15 protein-coding genes are annotated in these 14,470 nt (G+C 61.3%); 5 read left to right on the top strand and 10 right to left on the bottom strand.

The window, feature by feature from the left end:
- Window positions 1-84: 84 nt before the first annotated feature.
- Entirely contained in the window at window positions 85-699 is a 615-nt protein-coding gene (locus ACW5W7_RS20915) for a TetR/AcrR family transcriptional regulator (RefSeq protein ID WP_456502953.1), read from the bottom strand.
- Between the two features lie 201 nt (window positions 700-900).
- On the opposite strand from ACW5W7_RS20915, the gene hpt reads away from it, so the two are divergent.
- The 4 genes from hpt (at window position 901) to ACW5W7_RS20895 (ending at window position 4,537) form a co-directional block, all read left to right on the top strand.
- Window positions 901-1,431 (top strand): hypoxanthine phosphoribosyltransferase, encoded by a 531-nt coding sequence (gene hpt, locus ACW5W7_RS20910; protein ID WP_349921094.1) that lies wholly within the window; start codon window positions 901-903, stop codon window positions 1,429-1,431.
- A gap of 108 nt (window positions 1,432-1,539) precedes the next feature.
- Complete coding sequence (locus ACW5W7_RS20905; RefSeq protein ID WP_349921095.1) at window positions 1,540-2,457, top strand: ABC transporter ATP-binding protein; 918 nt, start codon at window positions 1,540-1,542, stop codon at window positions 2,455-2,457.
- A gap of 46 nt (window positions 2,458-2,503) precedes the next feature.
- Window positions 2,504-3,277 carry an ABC transporter permease gene (locus tag ACW5W7_RS20900; RefSeq protein WP_349922368.1) on the top strand — a complete coding sequence of 258 codons (774 nt, stop codon included), beginning with the start codon at window positions 2,504-2,506 and terminating at the stop codon, window positions 3,275-3,277.
- A gap of 969 nt (window positions 3,278-4,246) precedes the next feature.
- A complete protein-coding gene (locus ACW5W7_RS20895; RefSeq protein ID WP_349921097.1) occupies window positions 4,247-4,537 on the top strand; it encodes a hypothetical protein in 291 nt (96 codons plus the stop codon).
- A gap of 84 nt (window positions 4,538-4,621) precedes the next feature.
- Here the strand turns inward: ACW5W7_RS20895 and ACW5W7_RS20890 are convergent, their stop codons facing one another.
- The 9 genes from ACW5W7_RS20890 to thpR all read right to left on the bottom strand — a co-directional run bounded on the left by ACW5W7_RS20890 (window position 4,622) and on the right by thpR (window position 11,806).
- Window positions 4,622-4,969: a putative quinol monooxygenase gene (locus ACW5W7_RS20890; RefSeq protein WP_349921098.1), complete on the bottom strand. Its 348-nt coding sequence runs from the start codon at window positions 4,967-4,969 to the stop codon at window positions 4,622-4,624.
- Window positions 4,970-5,055: 86 nt separating this feature from the next.
- Window positions 5,056-5,922, bottom strand: a complete 867-nt coding sequence (gene panC / locus ACW5W7_RS20885; RefSeq protein ID WP_456502952.1) for a pantoate--beta-alanine ligase — start codon at window positions 5,920-5,922, stop codon at window positions 5,056-5,058.
- A gap of 104 nt (window positions 5,923-6,026) precedes the next feature.
- Window positions 6,027-6,821 (bottom strand): 3-methyl-2-oxobutanoate hydroxymethyltransferase, encoded by a 795-nt coding sequence (gene panB / locus ACW5W7_RS20880; protein ID WP_456502951.1) that lies wholly within the window; start codon window positions 6,819-6,821, stop codon window positions 6,027-6,029.
- A gap of 18 nt (window positions 6,822-6,839) precedes the next feature.
- Complete coding sequence (gene folK / locus ACW5W7_RS20875; protein ID WP_456502950.1) at window positions 6,840-7,337, bottom strand: 2-amino-4-hydroxy-6-hydroxymethyldihydropteridine diphosphokinase; 498 nt, start codon at window positions 7,335-7,337, stop codon at window positions 6,840-6,842.
- Between the two features lie 9 nt (window positions 7,338-7,346).
- A complete protein-coding gene (gene pcnB, locus ACW5W7_RS20870; protein WP_456502949.1) occupies window positions 7,347-8,801 on the bottom strand; it encodes a polynucleotide adenylyltransferase PcnB in 1,455 nt (484 codons plus the stop codon).
- A 116-nt stretch (window positions 8,802-8,917) separates the two neighbouring features.
- Window positions 8,918-9,838, bottom strand: a complete 921-nt coding sequence (gene gluQRS, locus ACW5W7_RS20865; RefSeq protein WP_456502948.1) for a tRNA glutamyl-Q(34) synthetase GluQRS — start codon at window positions 9,836-9,838, stop codon at window positions 8,918-8,920.
- A 113-nt stretch (window positions 9,839-9,951) separates the two neighbouring features.
- Window positions 9,952-10,401: an RNA polymerase-binding protein DksA gene (gene dksA / locus ACW5W7_RS20860; RefSeq protein ID WP_349921104.1), complete on the bottom strand. Its 450-nt coding sequence runs from the start codon at window positions 10,399-10,401 to the stop codon at window positions 9,952-9,954.
- A 119-nt stretch (window positions 10,402-10,520) separates the two neighbouring features.
- Window positions 10,521-11,264 carry a DNA/RNA nuclease SfsA gene (gene sfsA / locus ACW5W7_RS20855; protein WP_456502947.1) on the bottom strand — a complete coding sequence of 248 codons (744 nt, stop codon included), beginning with the start codon at window positions 11,262-11,264 and terminating at the stop codon, window positions 10,521-10,523.
- Window positions 11,261-11,806, bottom strand: coding sequence for an RNA 2',3'-cyclic phosphodiesterase (gene thpR, locus ACW5W7_RS20850; protein ID WP_456502946.1), 546 nt, complete (start codon window positions 11,804-11,806; stop codon window positions 11,261-11,263). The genes sfsA and thpR overlap by 4 nt, the downstream gene beginning before the upstream one ends.
- Before the next feature lie 201 nt (window positions 11,807-12,007).
- Here thpR and hrpB point away from each other — a divergent pair, with 201 nt between their 5' ends.
- Complete coding sequence (gene hrpB, locus ACW5W7_RS20845; RefSeq protein WP_456502945.1) at window positions 12,008-14,455, top strand: ATP-dependent helicase HrpB; 2,448 nt, start codon at window positions 12,008-12,010, stop codon at window positions 14,453-14,455.
- Window positions 14,456-14,470 lie beyond the last annotated feature (15 nt).

Below are 14,470 nucleotides of genomic sequence, written 5' to 3'. Positions count from 1 at the left end.
CCGCGCCCAAGCCCCCCCACTCCCCCACACCCCCCCGCCGGCCGGCCCCGCGCCCCCCCCCCCCGCTTTTCATTGGCGAGGCGGTTAGGCTACCTGAAGGGGGGCCGTCACATATTTGAACAGGAAATCAGTCACCTCTTCCCGGGACGGGCGCTGGGGCTGATTGATCATCTGCATCATGACGTAGCCAAACCCGGTCAGGGAGCGGGCCAGATCCTGCGCCGACAGCACGCTCTGGATCTCGCCATCGTCCATGGCTGCCTGCAGGTGGGGCGCGATGCGCTCCAGTGCCTTGTCCAGCAGACGGGTGTAGCGGGGCCAGACCTCTTCGCGTACCGACGAGCTCCACTCCAGCCAGATACTGGCATGGTCCGGGCTGTCATAGGCGGCATCGACAAAGAGTTTGACGTGGCGGTGGATGCTCTCCTTGACCGGCCCCTGACCGGTATAGGCCTGCTCGAGGATTTGTTGCACAAAACGCTCGATCTCTGCCAGGACTTCATCGACCAGATCTTCACGGGTGTTGAAGTAGTTGAACACGGTCGCGACCGATACCTTGGCCTGTTCCGCGATCTCGGCATGCCCCGCACGGCCGATGCCGCGACGGGAAAATACCTCGATGGCACATTCCATCAATTGATCACGACGAGCCTCCGGCGAGAGCCGGGTTCGACGTCTTATTTCTGCGCGTGGTTCCATAGTTTTTTCATCTAATAGTTATTGATTATGGTGTTTATAGTATTGTCACCGATAATGCCGAAAGGCTTGCTAACTCTATCAATTAAAATAAGCCGATAAAAGCATCACGTATGCCTGACGCCTCGGGGCTGGAATGGTAGAATCCTCGGCTTTGATGTACATGAACGGCCAACGACCCGTTGGCCATTATTGGAGTAAGTGATGAAACATATCGTCGAGGTGATGATCTCCGAGGCTGACGTTGCCGCCCGGATCGCCAAGCTGGGTGAAGAGATCACCGCACGCTACCAGGGCTCCGATGAAGTGGTCATGATCGGCCTGCTGCGTGGCTCCTGCGTCTTCCTGGCCGACCTGTGCCGTCAGACCCAACTGCCCATCACTCTGGATTTTATGACTGCCTCCAGCTATGGCTCCGGCATGCACAGCACCCGTGACGTGCGCATCCTCAAAGACCTGGATGATGACATCAAAGGCAAGGATGTGGTGATCGTCGAGGACATCATCGATACCGGCTACACCCTCAACAAGGTGCGTGAGATCCTCTCCCTGCGTGAACCCAAGTCCCTGGCCATCTGCACCCTGCTGGACAAGCCGTCTCGCCGGGAAGTACAGGTACCGGTGGACTGGATCGGTTTCTCCATCCCGGACGAATTCGTGGTGGGCTGTGGTATCGATTACGCCCAGAAGTATCGTAATCTGCCGTTCATCGGCAAGGTAGTTCCGCAAGAATAAGCAAGGCTCACAGTGGCAACGGCAGGGTGACAGCGTCATCGACTGCCTGCAGGCGGCCTTGGCCGCCTTTTCTGTCTCGAGATGGGCACATCCATCACAGGGGTTGCAATGAACGCATTGGAAATCAGCGGTCTGAAGAAGACCTATCAGGGGGGCGTCGAAGCTCTCAAGGGCATCGATCTCTGCGTCAAGCAGGGGGATTTCTTCGCCCTGCTCGGCCCGAACGGGGCAGGCAAGTCCACCACCATCGGCATCATCAGCTCGCTGGTGAACAAGAGCGCCGGCAAGGTAAAGGTGTTCGGCCATGATATCGATGGCGAACTGGAGCTGGCCAAGGCCCAGCTCGGCCTGGTGCCCCAGGAATTCAACTTCAGCCAGTTCGAGAAGGTGAGCCAGATAGTCATCCACCAGGCCGGCTTCTATGGCGTGCCGAGCGCCGAGGCGAAGATCCGCGCCGAGAAGTACCTGCGTCAGCTCGATTTGTGGGACAAGCGCGACATGGCGGCCCGCACCCTGTCCGGTGGTATGAAACGGCGCCTGATGATTGCCCGCGCCCTGATGCACGAGCCCAAGCTGCTGATCCTGGATGAGCCGACCGCCGGGGTGGACATCGAGATCCGCCGCTCCATGTGGCACTTCCTGCAGCAGCTCAACGAGCAGGGGGTCACCATCATACTCACCACCCACTACCTGGAAGAGGCGGAGATGCTGTGCCGCAACATCGGCATCATCGACAAGGGGCGGCTGATTGAAAACACCAGCATGAAGAACCTGCTCGGCAAGCTGGGACGGGAGACCTTCATGCTGGACTTGGCCCCCGGCTCCGCCCTGCCCAATGTGCCCGAATTCCAGGGCCGCATGCAGGATGAGCGCACCCTGGAGGTGGAACTGGACAAGAGCCAGTCCCTCAACAGCCTGTTCGAGCAGCTCTCCGCCCAGGGTGTGCAGGTACAGAGCATGCGCAACAAGGCGAACCGGCTGGAAGAGCTGTTCGTCAACCTGGTGGAAGAGGGGCGCAAAGCATGAGTTTCGAGATTGATCCCATCACCTTGCTGGAAGGGGTTTGTACAGCATGAATGCCAACACCTATTACATCGCTTTCAAGAGCATCCTGACCAAGGAAGTGGTCCGTTTCACCCGGATCTGGCTGCAGACCCTGGTGCCGCCGGCCATTACCATGAGCCTCTACTTCGTCATCTTCGGCAACCTCATCGGCTCGCGCATCGGTGAGATGGGGGGCTTCAGCTACATGGAGTTCATCGTGCCCGGCCTCATCATGATGTCGGTCATCACCAACTCCTACTCCAACGTCGCCTCCTCCTTCTTCAGTGCCAAGTTCCAGCGCAACGTGGAAGAGCTGCTGGTGGCGCCGGTGCCGAACTACGTCATCATCGCCGGCTACGTGGGGGGCGGCGTCGCCCGCGGCCTCTGTGTCGGCTTCATCGTCACCCTGGTGTCCCTGTTCTTCGTGCCGCTGCAGATCCACCACCTGTTCAGCGTCTTCATCACCGTGTTGCTGACCGCCATCCTCTTCTCTCTGGGGGGGCTCATCAACGCCGTGTTCGCCAAGACCTTCGATGACATCAGCATCATCCCGACCTTCGTGCTGACACCGCTCACCTACCTTGGTGGCGTCTTCTACTCCATCACCCTGCTGCCGCCATTCTGGCAGGGGGTTTCCCAGGTGAACCCCATCATCTACATGGTGAACGCCTTCCGTTACGGCTTCCTCGGTATCTCCGACGTGCCGCTCGGCACCGCCTACCTCATCATCATCGGCTTCATCGTGGCCCTCTATGGCCTGGCCTGGTGGCTCATCTCTCGCGGCACTGGCTTGCGGCACTGAGTGACTGAGCATAAAAAGGCGCCATTGGCGCCTTTTTATTATGTCCATGTAAGGCTCCACGCTCGCTTTCTCATATCTCGTGATATAGCCACATTGATTGATGGTGGATGCAGAAGAAAGCAGGTGAGTTGATACATTGATTCAATTATTTCATGCCGACTTATATTTATGATCATCACCCCTCGCTTTGCCCGATCTTTCTATAACCTCTTTGTGCGATATGGGATTTAAAATCCCTCCACCTTCTTTTAATATATGTTACTTGGTTTTGTTTTTCTTGTGCATGATGACATGATAGTCCTGGCATCATAATTATTGCGATGCTTGTTTTTATAGGGTGAAACACCACATCAAAACTTAGCAATTTTACAGGCTCAGTATTTACTATGTTTGATGATGCCATCTGTACCGATTAATAAGGTGGCGTGCTTTTTATTAAAACATTTACAACAAATGCATGACGAAATAATCGCATTCATGGTGCATCGTTTTTCCTAATTTCATCTTGAACCCATCCATGGCCCTGGTCAGAAAGCCAAGAGCAGGGAAAGTCTCTGGCGGCAGGGAGGTGATACCTCATGACGATGGAACGGGAAGAAGGCTGGAGCGGTGCAGCCGTACTGGATGCTTGAAAATGATACCTGTTTCAGTCAGCACGGGCACTGGGCGGGGCCAAACCTTGGTGCGCATTATCTCACCGGATTTTGATGCAGAACAAAACAGCCTCACCATGGTTGATAATAATGGGATCCTGAATATTGCCGACACGGCCCTTATTCTGTTACCCATGTTCGGGAGCCGTATTACCTGATAACCCACGGAAGCACGTACTTGTCTGGTGTATGCATGCCTCATTTTCTGTCTGAGATGGCAGGAAGGTTCGGTGTCCATTATTTGTCACGGCATGACAGCACCAGCCTCGAGATAGTCTGTGAGATCACTTTATTTTAATGTTCATTGGAGAGATAAATGAGAAATGGAATTGTTTGCGGTGCCATCCTGTTGGCTATTACCGGCAGCGCTGCCGCGGTCAGTGCTGGATATCATGTGCTGGAAGAATCAAAAATAAAGCTGATATCTATAAACAGCGAACAATGTTCAGTTAATCTTGAGTCAAACAAAATTTATAAAGTGAAATGCGGAGAAAGCTTTCAGCGTTTTCGTGCCGGTGATGATGTGAAGGTGCTGGACGGCGAGAAGGGGCTGGCGCTGTATAATATTTCAAACGACCTGCTGGTGGGGGCTGCCGAAGTGCAGTGACGCACCACGGTTCACCTGATGACCAGACACCGGCCTTGCGCCGGTGTCTGTATATTCAGCCGGTGTGATGGTCATCCAGGCGGATCAGAAGACGGGGGCGTCGTACTGCACCGGTTCGTCACTGTAGACGCAGACATTCCACTTGGCGGCCAGACCGTCATCCGCGAGGCAGTAACGCTCGAAGAAGGCCTTGATCTCGGCCCGCTGGCAATGAGCCTCGAAGCTTGCCATGTCACGCCAGATCTCGTTGAAGACGATGGGGAAGCTCTCACCCTCGGCGAAGGGGCTCGGGATGTGGCGAGTCACTATGTACTGCTGGCAGCCATCTTCGCGCAGGGTGTTGGGCTCCAGACTCTGCAGTACCTGGAACAGGGCCTGCTCCTTGCCCGGCTTGGGCTGGAACTGGGCGATGCAATAAACCTTCTTGGACATGGTCTCTCCTTGGGATAAGGCGCAGTGATGGTGGGCAATGGGGCTATTGATGGAATGGCCGTACTTGAGCACGGCCATCGGGCGCATCAGCCGGGGTCAGCGTGAGCAAGCGTGACGACGCGGTTGTCGATGAGGCGAGCCTTGCCGAGATAAGCGGCCATCAGGATCACCAGTTGCTGGCTGTCGCCGGTTGCCGCCTCCAGGGTCGCCGCATCGACGATGTCGATGGCATCGGTCCGAAAACCTGCGTTGTCCAGACGCTGACTGGCCTTGGCCACCAGAGAGGGCAGGTGATGCTCTCCCGCCTCGATCTGCTCGGCTACCCAGTTCATGGTGCGGGCGAGCTCGGGGGCCAGGGCACGCTCGGCAGCGGTGAGGTAGCCGTTGCGTGATGACAGGGCCAGCCCGTCTTCGGCACGCACCGTGGGCACACCGACGATCTCGATAGGCATGGCCATGTCATCCACCATTTTGCGGATCAGTGCGAGCTGCTGGTAGTCCTTCTGGCCGAAGCAGGCCACATCCGGTTGCACCAGGTTGAACAGCTTGGTGACGACGGTGCTTACCCCGCGGAAGTGCCCCGGACGCAGCGCCCCTTCCAGCAGACTGGAGAGACCGGGCACTTCGACGAAGGTCTGGCTGGCGAGACCATGGGGATACATGAGTTCCGGGGTCGGGGTGAACACCAGATCCACGCCGGCGGCCTGCAGGGCGGCGCAGTCCTGCTCCAGGGTGCGGGGGTAGTTGGCGAGGTCTTCGGCCTTGTCGAACTGCAAGGGATTCACGAAGATGCTGACCACCACCTTCTCACCGTGGCTGCGGGCCTCGTTGACCAGGGTCAGATGGCCCTGATGCAGGTTGCCCATGGTAGGGACGAATGCGATGGCACGACCTTCACGGCGCCACTGACCGATCTGCTCGCGCAGGGCGGCGGGATTATTAACGACGAGCATCAATAGTTCACCTTCGGATAGATCCAAGAGAATGGGTTGAATGGGTTATCGGCAGATGGCGAAACGGGGGCCATGGCCCCCGCTCGCGTCCCTGAGGCCGGCTGTCAGTTGAAGCAGTGCTCCGGGCCCGGGAAGGTGCCCTCGCTGACCTCTTTCACATAGAGGCGGATGGCGGCATGCATGTCGCCGGTCTCGGCCAGGAAGTTCTTGGTGAACTTGGGCACATAGCCGGAGGTGATGCCGAAGGCGTCGTGCATGACCAGGATCTGGCCATCGGTGGCGGGGCCCGCACCTATGCCGATCACCGGGATGCGCAGTGCCTTGGTGATGCGCTCGGCCAGGGCGACCGGCACGCATTCCAGCACCAGCAGCTGGATGCCGGCAGCTTGCAGCTCCAGGGCCTGGCGGTAGATCTCCTGAGCGTGATACTCATCGCGCCCCTGCACCTTGAAGCCGCCAAGCACGTGCACGGATTGCGGGGTCAGCCCCAGGTGACCGCATACCGGCACACCGTTGCGGGTCAGATGGCGGATGCTCTCGCAGAGCCAGTCGCCCCCTTCCATCTTCACCATGCGGGCACCGGCGGCCATCAGCCGGGCGGCGTTCTGGTAGGTCTGCTCCGGGGTGGCATAGCTCATGAACGGCATGTCGGTCACCACCAGCGCCTTGCTGGTGCCACGCACCACGCAGCGGGTGTGGTAGACCATCTCGTCCATGCTGACCGCCAGGGTGTCTTCACCACCCTGCAGCACCATGCCGAGGGAATCGCCGATGAGCAGTACCTGTGCGCCCTCGTCGTCAAACAGCTTGGCGAAGGTGGCGTCATAGGCGGTGATGGCGGTGATTTTCTGGCCGTCCTGCTTCATCTTCTGCAGGTTGGTAATGGTGATCTTGCTCATTGCGTTGCTCCTACTTCTCTACTCATCCGTGGCACCGGCAAGGATCGACAGACCATTGCGCGGGCAGCGGGCAACCAGTTCGGCGAGCGGGGTGCCACAGGGCAGCACCAGGTCGGGCGCCAGTTCGGCAAGGGGCAGCAGGACGAACTCCCGCTCCTTCATGCCGTAGTGAGGGACAATCAGGCGTTCATGCTGGATGACTTGCTCACCATAGAGCAGCAGATCCAGATCCAGAGTCCGTGGACCCCAGCGCTCGTCCTTGCGCACACGTCCTTGTTCCAGCTCTATCTTCTGTAATTGATCCAGCAAGGCCAGGGGGCCGAGCCGGGTTTGGAGTCGCACCACGGCATTGACATAGTCCGGCTGATCCGCCGGGCCCATGGGGCGACTGCCGTAGAGATGCGAGGCCTGTATCAGGTTAGACTCCGGCAACGCCATCATTGCGCTGATGGCCCGCCTGGCCTGGGCGAGAGGATCTCCCAGGTTGGAGCCGATGGCGACGAAGACCTCGATCATGGGACTGGCTTACTCGGCGGTTTTGGGCTTGCGGCGACGGGGGCGGCGGCGATTGCGGCTGTTGCTGCTGCGTTTCTCACCGCTGCGCTCGCCTGCCGGTGCACGCTCACCGCGTCCCGCGTCCCGTTGCAACTGCGGGCGCACGTCCGGGTTGGCGGCCACGTAGCGTTCCCACCAGCTGGCGAGTTCGCCCAGGCCCCGCTCGACCCGGTTGCGCAGCAACAGGAAGTCGAAGGCCGCGCGGAACTTGGGATGCTCCATGGCGCGCTCGGGATGACGGCCCTGACGACGGGTCAGTCGCTGTTGCAGTGCCCAGATGTCGCGCACGTCCGTGGTGAAGCGGCGCGGCACGGCGATGATCCGTACCTGGGCATCCAGCACCTCGTTGATGGCCAGCATGAAGGCGTCGTACCAGGGCAGGCCGCTCTCGTTCTCCAGCACCCGGCCACGGGCTTCGACGGCGCCCCACAGCAGGGTGGCGTAGAGGAAGGCCGGGCTGACCCGCTTCTCCTCACGGACCCGGTTGTCGGTGTCGATCAGGGCTTGTTCGATGAACTGCTCGTAGGGAGAGTTGCCATAGGGGGTGAACAGGGCGGCGACCTGGGGGAACAAAGGCTGGAACAGACCGTATTCCCGCAGGAGCTTGTAGGTGGCCAGGCCGTCGCCGGCGAGGAACAGCTTGAGAGTTTCCTCGAACAGGCGGGCCGCCGGAATGTCCTGCAGCAGGGGCGCCAGCTCCTTGATGGGGGCTGCGGTGCGCGGGCTGATGTGCATGTCCAGCTTGGCGGCGAAGCGCACGGCGCGCAGCATGCGCACCGGATCTTCCCGATAACGGGTCTCGGGATCGCCGATCAGCTCCAGCTTGCGCTCGGCCAGATCCTCGATGCCCCCCTCGAAGTCGTGCAGGGTAAAGTCCCTGGCGCTGTAGTAGAGGGCATTGACGGTGAAGTCGCGGCGCTCGGCATCCTCTTCGATGGTACCGTAGACGTTGTCCCGCAGCAGCATGCCTTCATCAGACTGGGCCGACACGTGCTTGCTGGTATTGACCTGATGGTGGTGACCCCGGAAGGTGGCCACTTCGATCACGTCACGACCAAAGACGATGTGAGCCAGGCGGAAGCGGCGGCCGATCAGGCGGCAGTTGCTGAACAGTGCCTTGATCTGTTCCGGCGTCGCGTTGGTGGCGATGTCAAAATCCTTTGGCGTCTTCCCGAGCAGAATGTCACGGACGCCGCCACCGACCAGGTAGGCGTCATAGCCTCCCTTGTTCAGGCGGTAGAGCACCTTGAGCGCGTTCTCGCTGATCTCTTTGCGCGAGATGGGGTGCTGGTCACGGCTCAGGATGCGGCGCTGGCCGGCGACATGGGTCGGCAGGCTGGATTCCATCGACTGCTCGCCGTCTTCCTTGCCGAGCACCTTGCGGCAAAAGTTTGCGATCTGGGAAAAAATGGTACACCTCTTCATGACTTCAAATTGACGGGAGGCCAAAAAATAGCGGCCTATCATAGCTCAGGCCTGGCCAAATGCGAAACTATGTGGTCTGCGCACCGGATACGGCGCCGACCTGCTGGCCGACTGGGTCAGGTATCCGGCTTGTTGCCCCCAAACAGAATGGTCGGCTGATGGGGCACCCGTGCCAACTGCCAGTGGGCGATGCCCCAATCAATCATCTGGGCAACGGATCCCTCGAGCAGCTCGGGGGGCGGCTCCTGACCGAGAAACGCGAGGGCCTGCCAGAGGGCGGGGCGTACCTCATCAAGGGCCAAGGCCGGGGCGTGATTCTGCTTGGAGAGCTTGTGCCCATCGGCCAGTACCGCCAGGGGCAGATGCACCCAGGCGGGCACCGGCGCTCCCAGCATCTGGTAGAGGGCAATCTGGCGCACTGTGGGCTCCAGCAGGTCGGCGCCCCTGACAATCTCGGTGATGCCGCTGTCCATGTCATCCACCACCACCGCCAGGTTGTAGGCGTAGAGTCCATCCCGGCGGCGGATGATGAAGTCCTCCTCCGCGAGGGCAGCGGGAACGGCAATATGGCCCTGCAGTGCATCGTCGAAATGATGAACGGGGTGGCGCTGGCGCAGGCGGGCGGCGCAACCAGCCGACACCAGGCCCAGTTCCCGGCAATGGCCGCCATAGAAACCGCCAGCGGCCATGATCTCGCGCCGGGTACAGCGGCACCAGTAGAGATGGCCAGCGCGATAGAGCCCCTCGATGATCTCGTCATAGCGCCCATGGCGCCGGCTCTGGTAGGCGACCTCCCCATCCCACTCGAGGCCATGGGCCTCCAGTGTGCCGAGAATGAGGTCGCTCGCGCCGGCCATCTCCCGCGGCGGATCGATGTCCTCGATGCGCACCAGCCATTTCCCTTGCCGGGATCTCGCCTGCAAAAAGCTGCCAAGGGCCGCCACCAGGGATCCAAAGTGGAGCGGGCCTGACGGCGAGGGGGCGAAGCGACCGATATAGGGGCGAGTCGGGGGCGTAGGGGTGGCAGTGGTGGGCATGATCATCGGGGAAAACTGAATAATGAGACCGCATTCTGGGCTGCACCCGGCAAAATCTCAATAAAAAAGGGAGCTCGCAAGCTCCCTTCTGTGATTCACCTTGATGGTCGGCCTCAGCCTGCCATCTGTTTTTCCTTGATCTCGGCCAGCGTCTTGCAGTCGACACAGAGGTCGGCGGTCGGACGGGCTTCCAGACGACGGATGCCAATCTCGATACCGCAATGCTCGCAGTATCCGAAGTCATCGTCTTCGAGCAGCAGCAAGGTCTTCTCGATCTTCTTGATCAGTTTGCGTTCACGGTCGCGGGTACGCAGCTCGAGCGCGAACTCTTCTTCCTGCGCGGCGCGATCGACGGGATCCGGGAAATTGGCAGCCTCATCCTTCATATGGTCAACGGTGCGGTCAACTTCCTGCATCAGTTGGTTACGCCAGGCTCCCAGGATCTTGCGGAAATGAACCTTCTGTTGGTCATTCATGTACTCCTCGCCAGCTTTCATCTGGTAAGGCTCGACACCCGCAATGGCCAGGGGGCCCAGAGATTTCCTGTTTTCGCCTGTTGGCATGCCCTGTCTCCTAATTCAGCACGCGACTCGTGCCATCCATAAATTGAGGGCGGTATCTATAGCAGAAGGGTAACCCGTAGGCAAACAAGCCATACCAATATTGTTACCCATTCCAGCATTTATTTGCAGCCCTCGGGTTGCAGGTGGTCAGATTCAAACGGGATAAAGTCTTGAGCCACCATGCCTTGCACCCCAACATGGGGGCGATAGCATAAAATTTCAACCCCCGCCGCCATTGCCTGTTCAATGAGCAGACTATAGTGCGGATCGATGTGCGTTGCCGGGCGCATCCGCGCAATCCCCGAATGCAACACCATGAATAACAACACGGCTCTGTGCCCCGCCGCCTTCATGGCCATCAGTTCACGCAGATGTTTGGCTCCCCGGGTCGTCACCGCATCGGGGAAGTAACCCATGCCGGTCTGCTCCCGTTCGTCCAGCAGGGTGACGGATTTCACCTCGATGTAGCAGCTGGGCCTGTCATCGTCCTCCAGCAACAGGTCGATGCGGCTGTTCTCTTCCCCGTATTTCACCTCGGTCCGCAGCCTGGCATAACCGGCAAGGGGGGCCAGCGCCCCCTGCTCGATCAACTCGCGGGCAATCTGGTTGGCGCGGGCGGTATTGACGCAGATGAAATGGCCCGCCGGACTCTCGGCAATCTCCCAGCTGTGAGCCAGCTTTCGCTTGGGATTGTCGGAGGTGGAGTACCAGACCCGGGTGCCCGGATCGGCGCAGCCGGTCATGGCGCCGGTGTTGGCGCAATGGATGGTGATGGTCTCGCCATCGTCCAGTTGCACATCGGTCAGGAAGCGTTTGTAGCGGCTGATGAGCTGCCCGCATTGCAGGGGGGGATCGAAAATCATGGGGTCAGCTCCTCGGGTTTTTGTTCCTTGATGCGAGCCCGCAGGGGCCAGCAGGAGATGGCTTCATAGCTGACCCCGTCCGGGGTGCTCACCGAGCGATAGAGGCAGAAGCTGTCCGCCTGCAGCACGAAGTCCGGCACAGGCAGATCATCGGGGGCTTCCCCCGCCTTGCGCGACAGGGTGACATGGGGGCGATAGCCCTGCTCCCCGTTGCCGAGCCCCAGCTTCTCGCCGTGACGGCGCAGGGCCCGGGCCAGCACGTTCAGCTCGTTGGGCCACTCCCTCGGGCCTAGCCAGGCGGCCTTGGCGCGGGCGAACCAGCCGGTCTGATCGAGCCGGACGGCAAAGGGCGGGCAGTGCTGTTGCCCGGCGGCGGCAATCAGGCGCTCCTGGGTCTGCTCGTCGGTTTCTCCGAGAAAGGCCAGGGTGAGGTGCAGGTTCGCCGCCGGGACCGGCAGACCGGGCCAGGGGCGCTCTGCGCGCCAGGCGGCCAGATCGGTGGCCAGCTCGGGCAGGGGCAGGGCGAAGAAGAGTTTGGACATGGGGGGAGTCGGTCCTCGTGATGCGCAGGTAGGAGCCCATTCTATGGCAGTGAACGGGGGAATGTCTTGCCAACGCCAGTCATCGCCATGCACGGGAGGAAGGGGAGAGGGATGGCCTCGACGCCATGCGCTTACAGCAGACCCCTTGCTATGGCAGAATGGACACCGTTTTTCATGTCGCCACAGAAGGTTGTCGCCGTTTTGTCCCAACTCCCCATCGTTTCGGTGCTCCCCGAGCTGTTTGATGCCATCGATAGCCATACCAGCGTGATCCTGCAGGCGCCCCCCGGCGCGGGCAAGTCGACCCTGCTGCCCCTGGAGCTGGTACGCCAGAACCGGCTGCCCGGTCGGATCATCATGCTGGAGCCCCGCCGGCTGGCGGCACGGAACATCGCGAGCTTTCTGGCTCGTCAGCTGGGGGAGAAGGTGGGGGAGCGCATCGGGCTGCGGGTGCGGGGGGAGAGCCGCACCAGCGCCGCGACCCGGCTCGAGATAGTGACCGAAGGGGTGCTGACCCGGATGCTGCAGCAGGATCCGGAGCTCGCCGGGGTGTCGCTGGTCATCTTCGACGAGTTTCACGAGCGCAGCCTGCACGCGGATACCGCCCTGGCCTTCGCCATCGAGAGCCAGCAGGGACTGAGGGACGATCTCAAGCTCTTGATCATGTCCGCCACTCTGGATGGCATGGCGCTGGAAGCCTTGCTGCCGACAGCTCCCGTCATCCGCTCAGAGGGGCGCGGCTTTCCCATCGACTATCACTACCGTCCCGCCAACCGCCAGCAGTGGCTGGAGCCGCAGGTGGGCGCCGTGGTGCTGGAGGCGCTGGCTGCACATCCCGGCAGCGCCCTGGTGTTCCTGCCGGGGCAGGGAGAGATAGAGCGGCTGGCACAATGGCTGGAGGGGCGGCTGCCTGATGACGTGCGCCTCACCCCCCTCTATGGCCGCCTCGACATCAAAGCCCAGCAGGCCGCCATCGAACCGGCGCCGGCGGGCAGCCGCAAGCTGGTACTCACCACCAATGTGGCGGAGACCTCCCTCACCATTGAAGGGATATCGATGGTCATCGACAGCGGGCTGGAGCGGCGTGCCTCCTTCGATCTCAAGAGCGGGGTCACCCGGCTGGAGACCCGCCAGATCGCCAAGGCGTCCGCCACCCAGCGGGCGGGGCGGGCGGGCCGTCTCGGCCCCGGAGTCTGCTACCGGCTCTGGAGTGCCGAGGTGCAGGAGCGCCTGGCCGAGCAGAGCCCGCCAGACATCCTGACCCAGGAGCTGACCGGCCTGCTGCTGGATTCCGCCCAGTGGGGGGCCAGGGTCGAGAGCCTGCCGTTGCTGGACCCGCCACCCGCGGCGGCGGTGGCCAGTGCCCAGCGACTGCTGGCCTCCCTCGGCGCGATGAAAGCGGATGGGGAGCAGCAGCTGACCCCGACCGGCCGCGCCATGGCGGTACTGGGGACCCATCCCCGGTTGGCGCGCATGTTGCTGCGGGCCCGTGAGCTCGAGGCCGAGGGTCTGACAGGGATTGTCGCCGATGCCGCTTTCCTGGTGGCGCTGCAGGAAGAGGATCTGCGAGGATCCGAGCGTCTGTCCGTGTTGTTCCAGCGCCGCCAAGGCGACTTGCGCCAGGGCGCCGCCCGCTGGTTCGAGCGCCTCGGCGTGCGCCCCTCCACCGCCAGGGGGGAGTGGCTCGGGCTGCTCTGCGCCCTCGCCTGGCCGGACAGGATCGGCAAACTGCGCAGCGGCAATCGCTATCAACTCAGTGGTGGGGTGAGCTGCGATCTGGTAGAAGGTCATCCCTGTCAGGGGCAAGCAGCGCTCGTCTCCATCGAGATGGGCCAGAACGAGCGTGGCAGCCGCATCTTCATCGCCGAGCCCGTGGAGCTGGATGAGCTGGTGCGCCAGCTGCCTGAACTGGTCAGCGAACGCCAGTGGTTCGACTGGGATGAACGGGAGGAGCGGGTGCGGGCCGAGCGCCAGCAGGTACTCGGTGAACTGGTGCTGAGCCAGCGCCCCCTCACGGATCTGTCGGACGAGCAGAAGGGGCGCTGCCTGCTGCAGGGCATTCGTCGCAAGGGACTGCACGTGCTGCCCTGGGACGAGAGTAGTGAAGGGCTGCTGGCCCGGCTGCGCTGCGCCGCCGACTGGTTGCCGGAGGAGGGCTGGCCTGCCATGGATGAGAACAGCCTGCCGGCAACGCTGGAAACATGGTTGCTGCCGGCACTGAGCGGCATGACGAGGCTGGAGCAGCTCAAGCGTCTCAACCTAGCGGAGCTGCTGCGCCAGTCTCTGCCCTGGCCCCTGCCAAAGCGGCTGGACGAGGCGTTGCCGAGTCATTTCCAGGCCCCCACCGGCAGCCGGGTGCGCATCCGCTATGAGCCGGGTCAGGCACCGGTGATCCCGGTGCGGATCCAGGAGATGTTCGGTCAGGCCAGCACGCCCTGCGTGGCCGATGGCCGGGTGGCCCTGGTGGTGGAGCTGCTCTCCCCGGCCCAGCGGCCACTGCAGATCACCGCGGATCTCGCCGCCTTCTGGGCGGGATCCTACGAGCAGGTGAAGAAAGAGATGAAGGGGCGCTACCCGCGCCACTACTGGCCGGACAATCCCCTCGAGGCGATGCCGACCAGAGTGACCAAGAAGAAGATGGGATTGTAGAGCCGATTGACTTGG

This window comes from Aeromonas intestinalis (assembly GCF_054052485.1).
Note: the sequence above shows the minus strand (reverse complement) of the source record. Positions and strands in the feature narration are given on the sequence as shown.

Coding starts and splice junctions, on each gene's coding strand:
- ACW5W7_RS20915 (WP_456502953.1), bottom strand. CDS start 699: ATGGAACCACGCGCAGAAATAAGACGTCGAACCCGGCTCTCGCCGGAG.
- hpt (WP_349921094.1), top strand. CDS start 901: ATGAAACATATCGTCGAGGTGATGATCTCCGAGGCTGACGTTGCCGCC.
- ACW5W7_RS20905 (WP_349921095.1), top strand. CDS start 1,540: ATGAACGCATTGGAAATCAGCGGTCTGAAGAAGACCTATCAGGGGGGC.
- ACW5W7_RS20900 (WP_349922368.1), top strand. CDS start 2,504: ATGAATGCCAACACCTATTACATCGCTTTCAAGAGCATCCTGACCAAG.
- ACW5W7_RS20895 (WP_349921097.1), top strand. CDS start 4,247: ATGAGAAATGGAATTGTTTGCGGTGCCATCCTGTTGGCTATTACCGGC.
- ACW5W7_RS20890 (WP_349921098.1), bottom strand. CDS start 4,969: ATGTCCAAGAAGGTTTATTGCATCGCCCAGTTCCAGCCCAAGCCGGGC.
- panC (WP_456502952.1), bottom strand. CDS start 5,922: ATGCTCGTCGTTAATAATCCCGCCGCCCTGCGCGAGCAGATCGGTCAG.
- panB (WP_456502951.1), bottom strand. CDS start 6,821: ATGAGCAAGATCACCATTACCAACCTGCAGAAGATGAAGCAGGACGGC.
- folK (WP_456502950.1), bottom strand. CDS start 7,337: ATGATCGAGGTCTTCGTCGCCATCGGCTCCAACCTGGGAGATCCTCTC.
- pcnB (WP_456502949.1), bottom strand. CDS start 8,801: ATGAAGAGGTGTACCATTTTTTCCCAGATCGCAAACTTTTGCCGCAAG.
- gluQRS (WP_456502948.1), bottom strand. CDS start 9,838: ATGCCCACCACTGCCACCCCTACGCCCCCGACTCGCCCCTATATCGGT.
- dksA (WP_349921104.1), bottom strand. CDS start 10,401: ATGCCAACAGGCGAAAACAGGAAATCTCTGGGCCCCCTGGCCATTGCG.
- sfsA (WP_456502947.1), bottom strand. CDS start 11,264: ATGATTTTCGATCCCCCCCTGCAATGCGGGCAGCTCATCAGCCGCTAC.
- thpR (WP_456502946.1), bottom strand. CDS start 11,806: ATGTCCAAACTCTTCTTCGCCCTGCCCCTGCCCGAGCTGGCCACCGAT.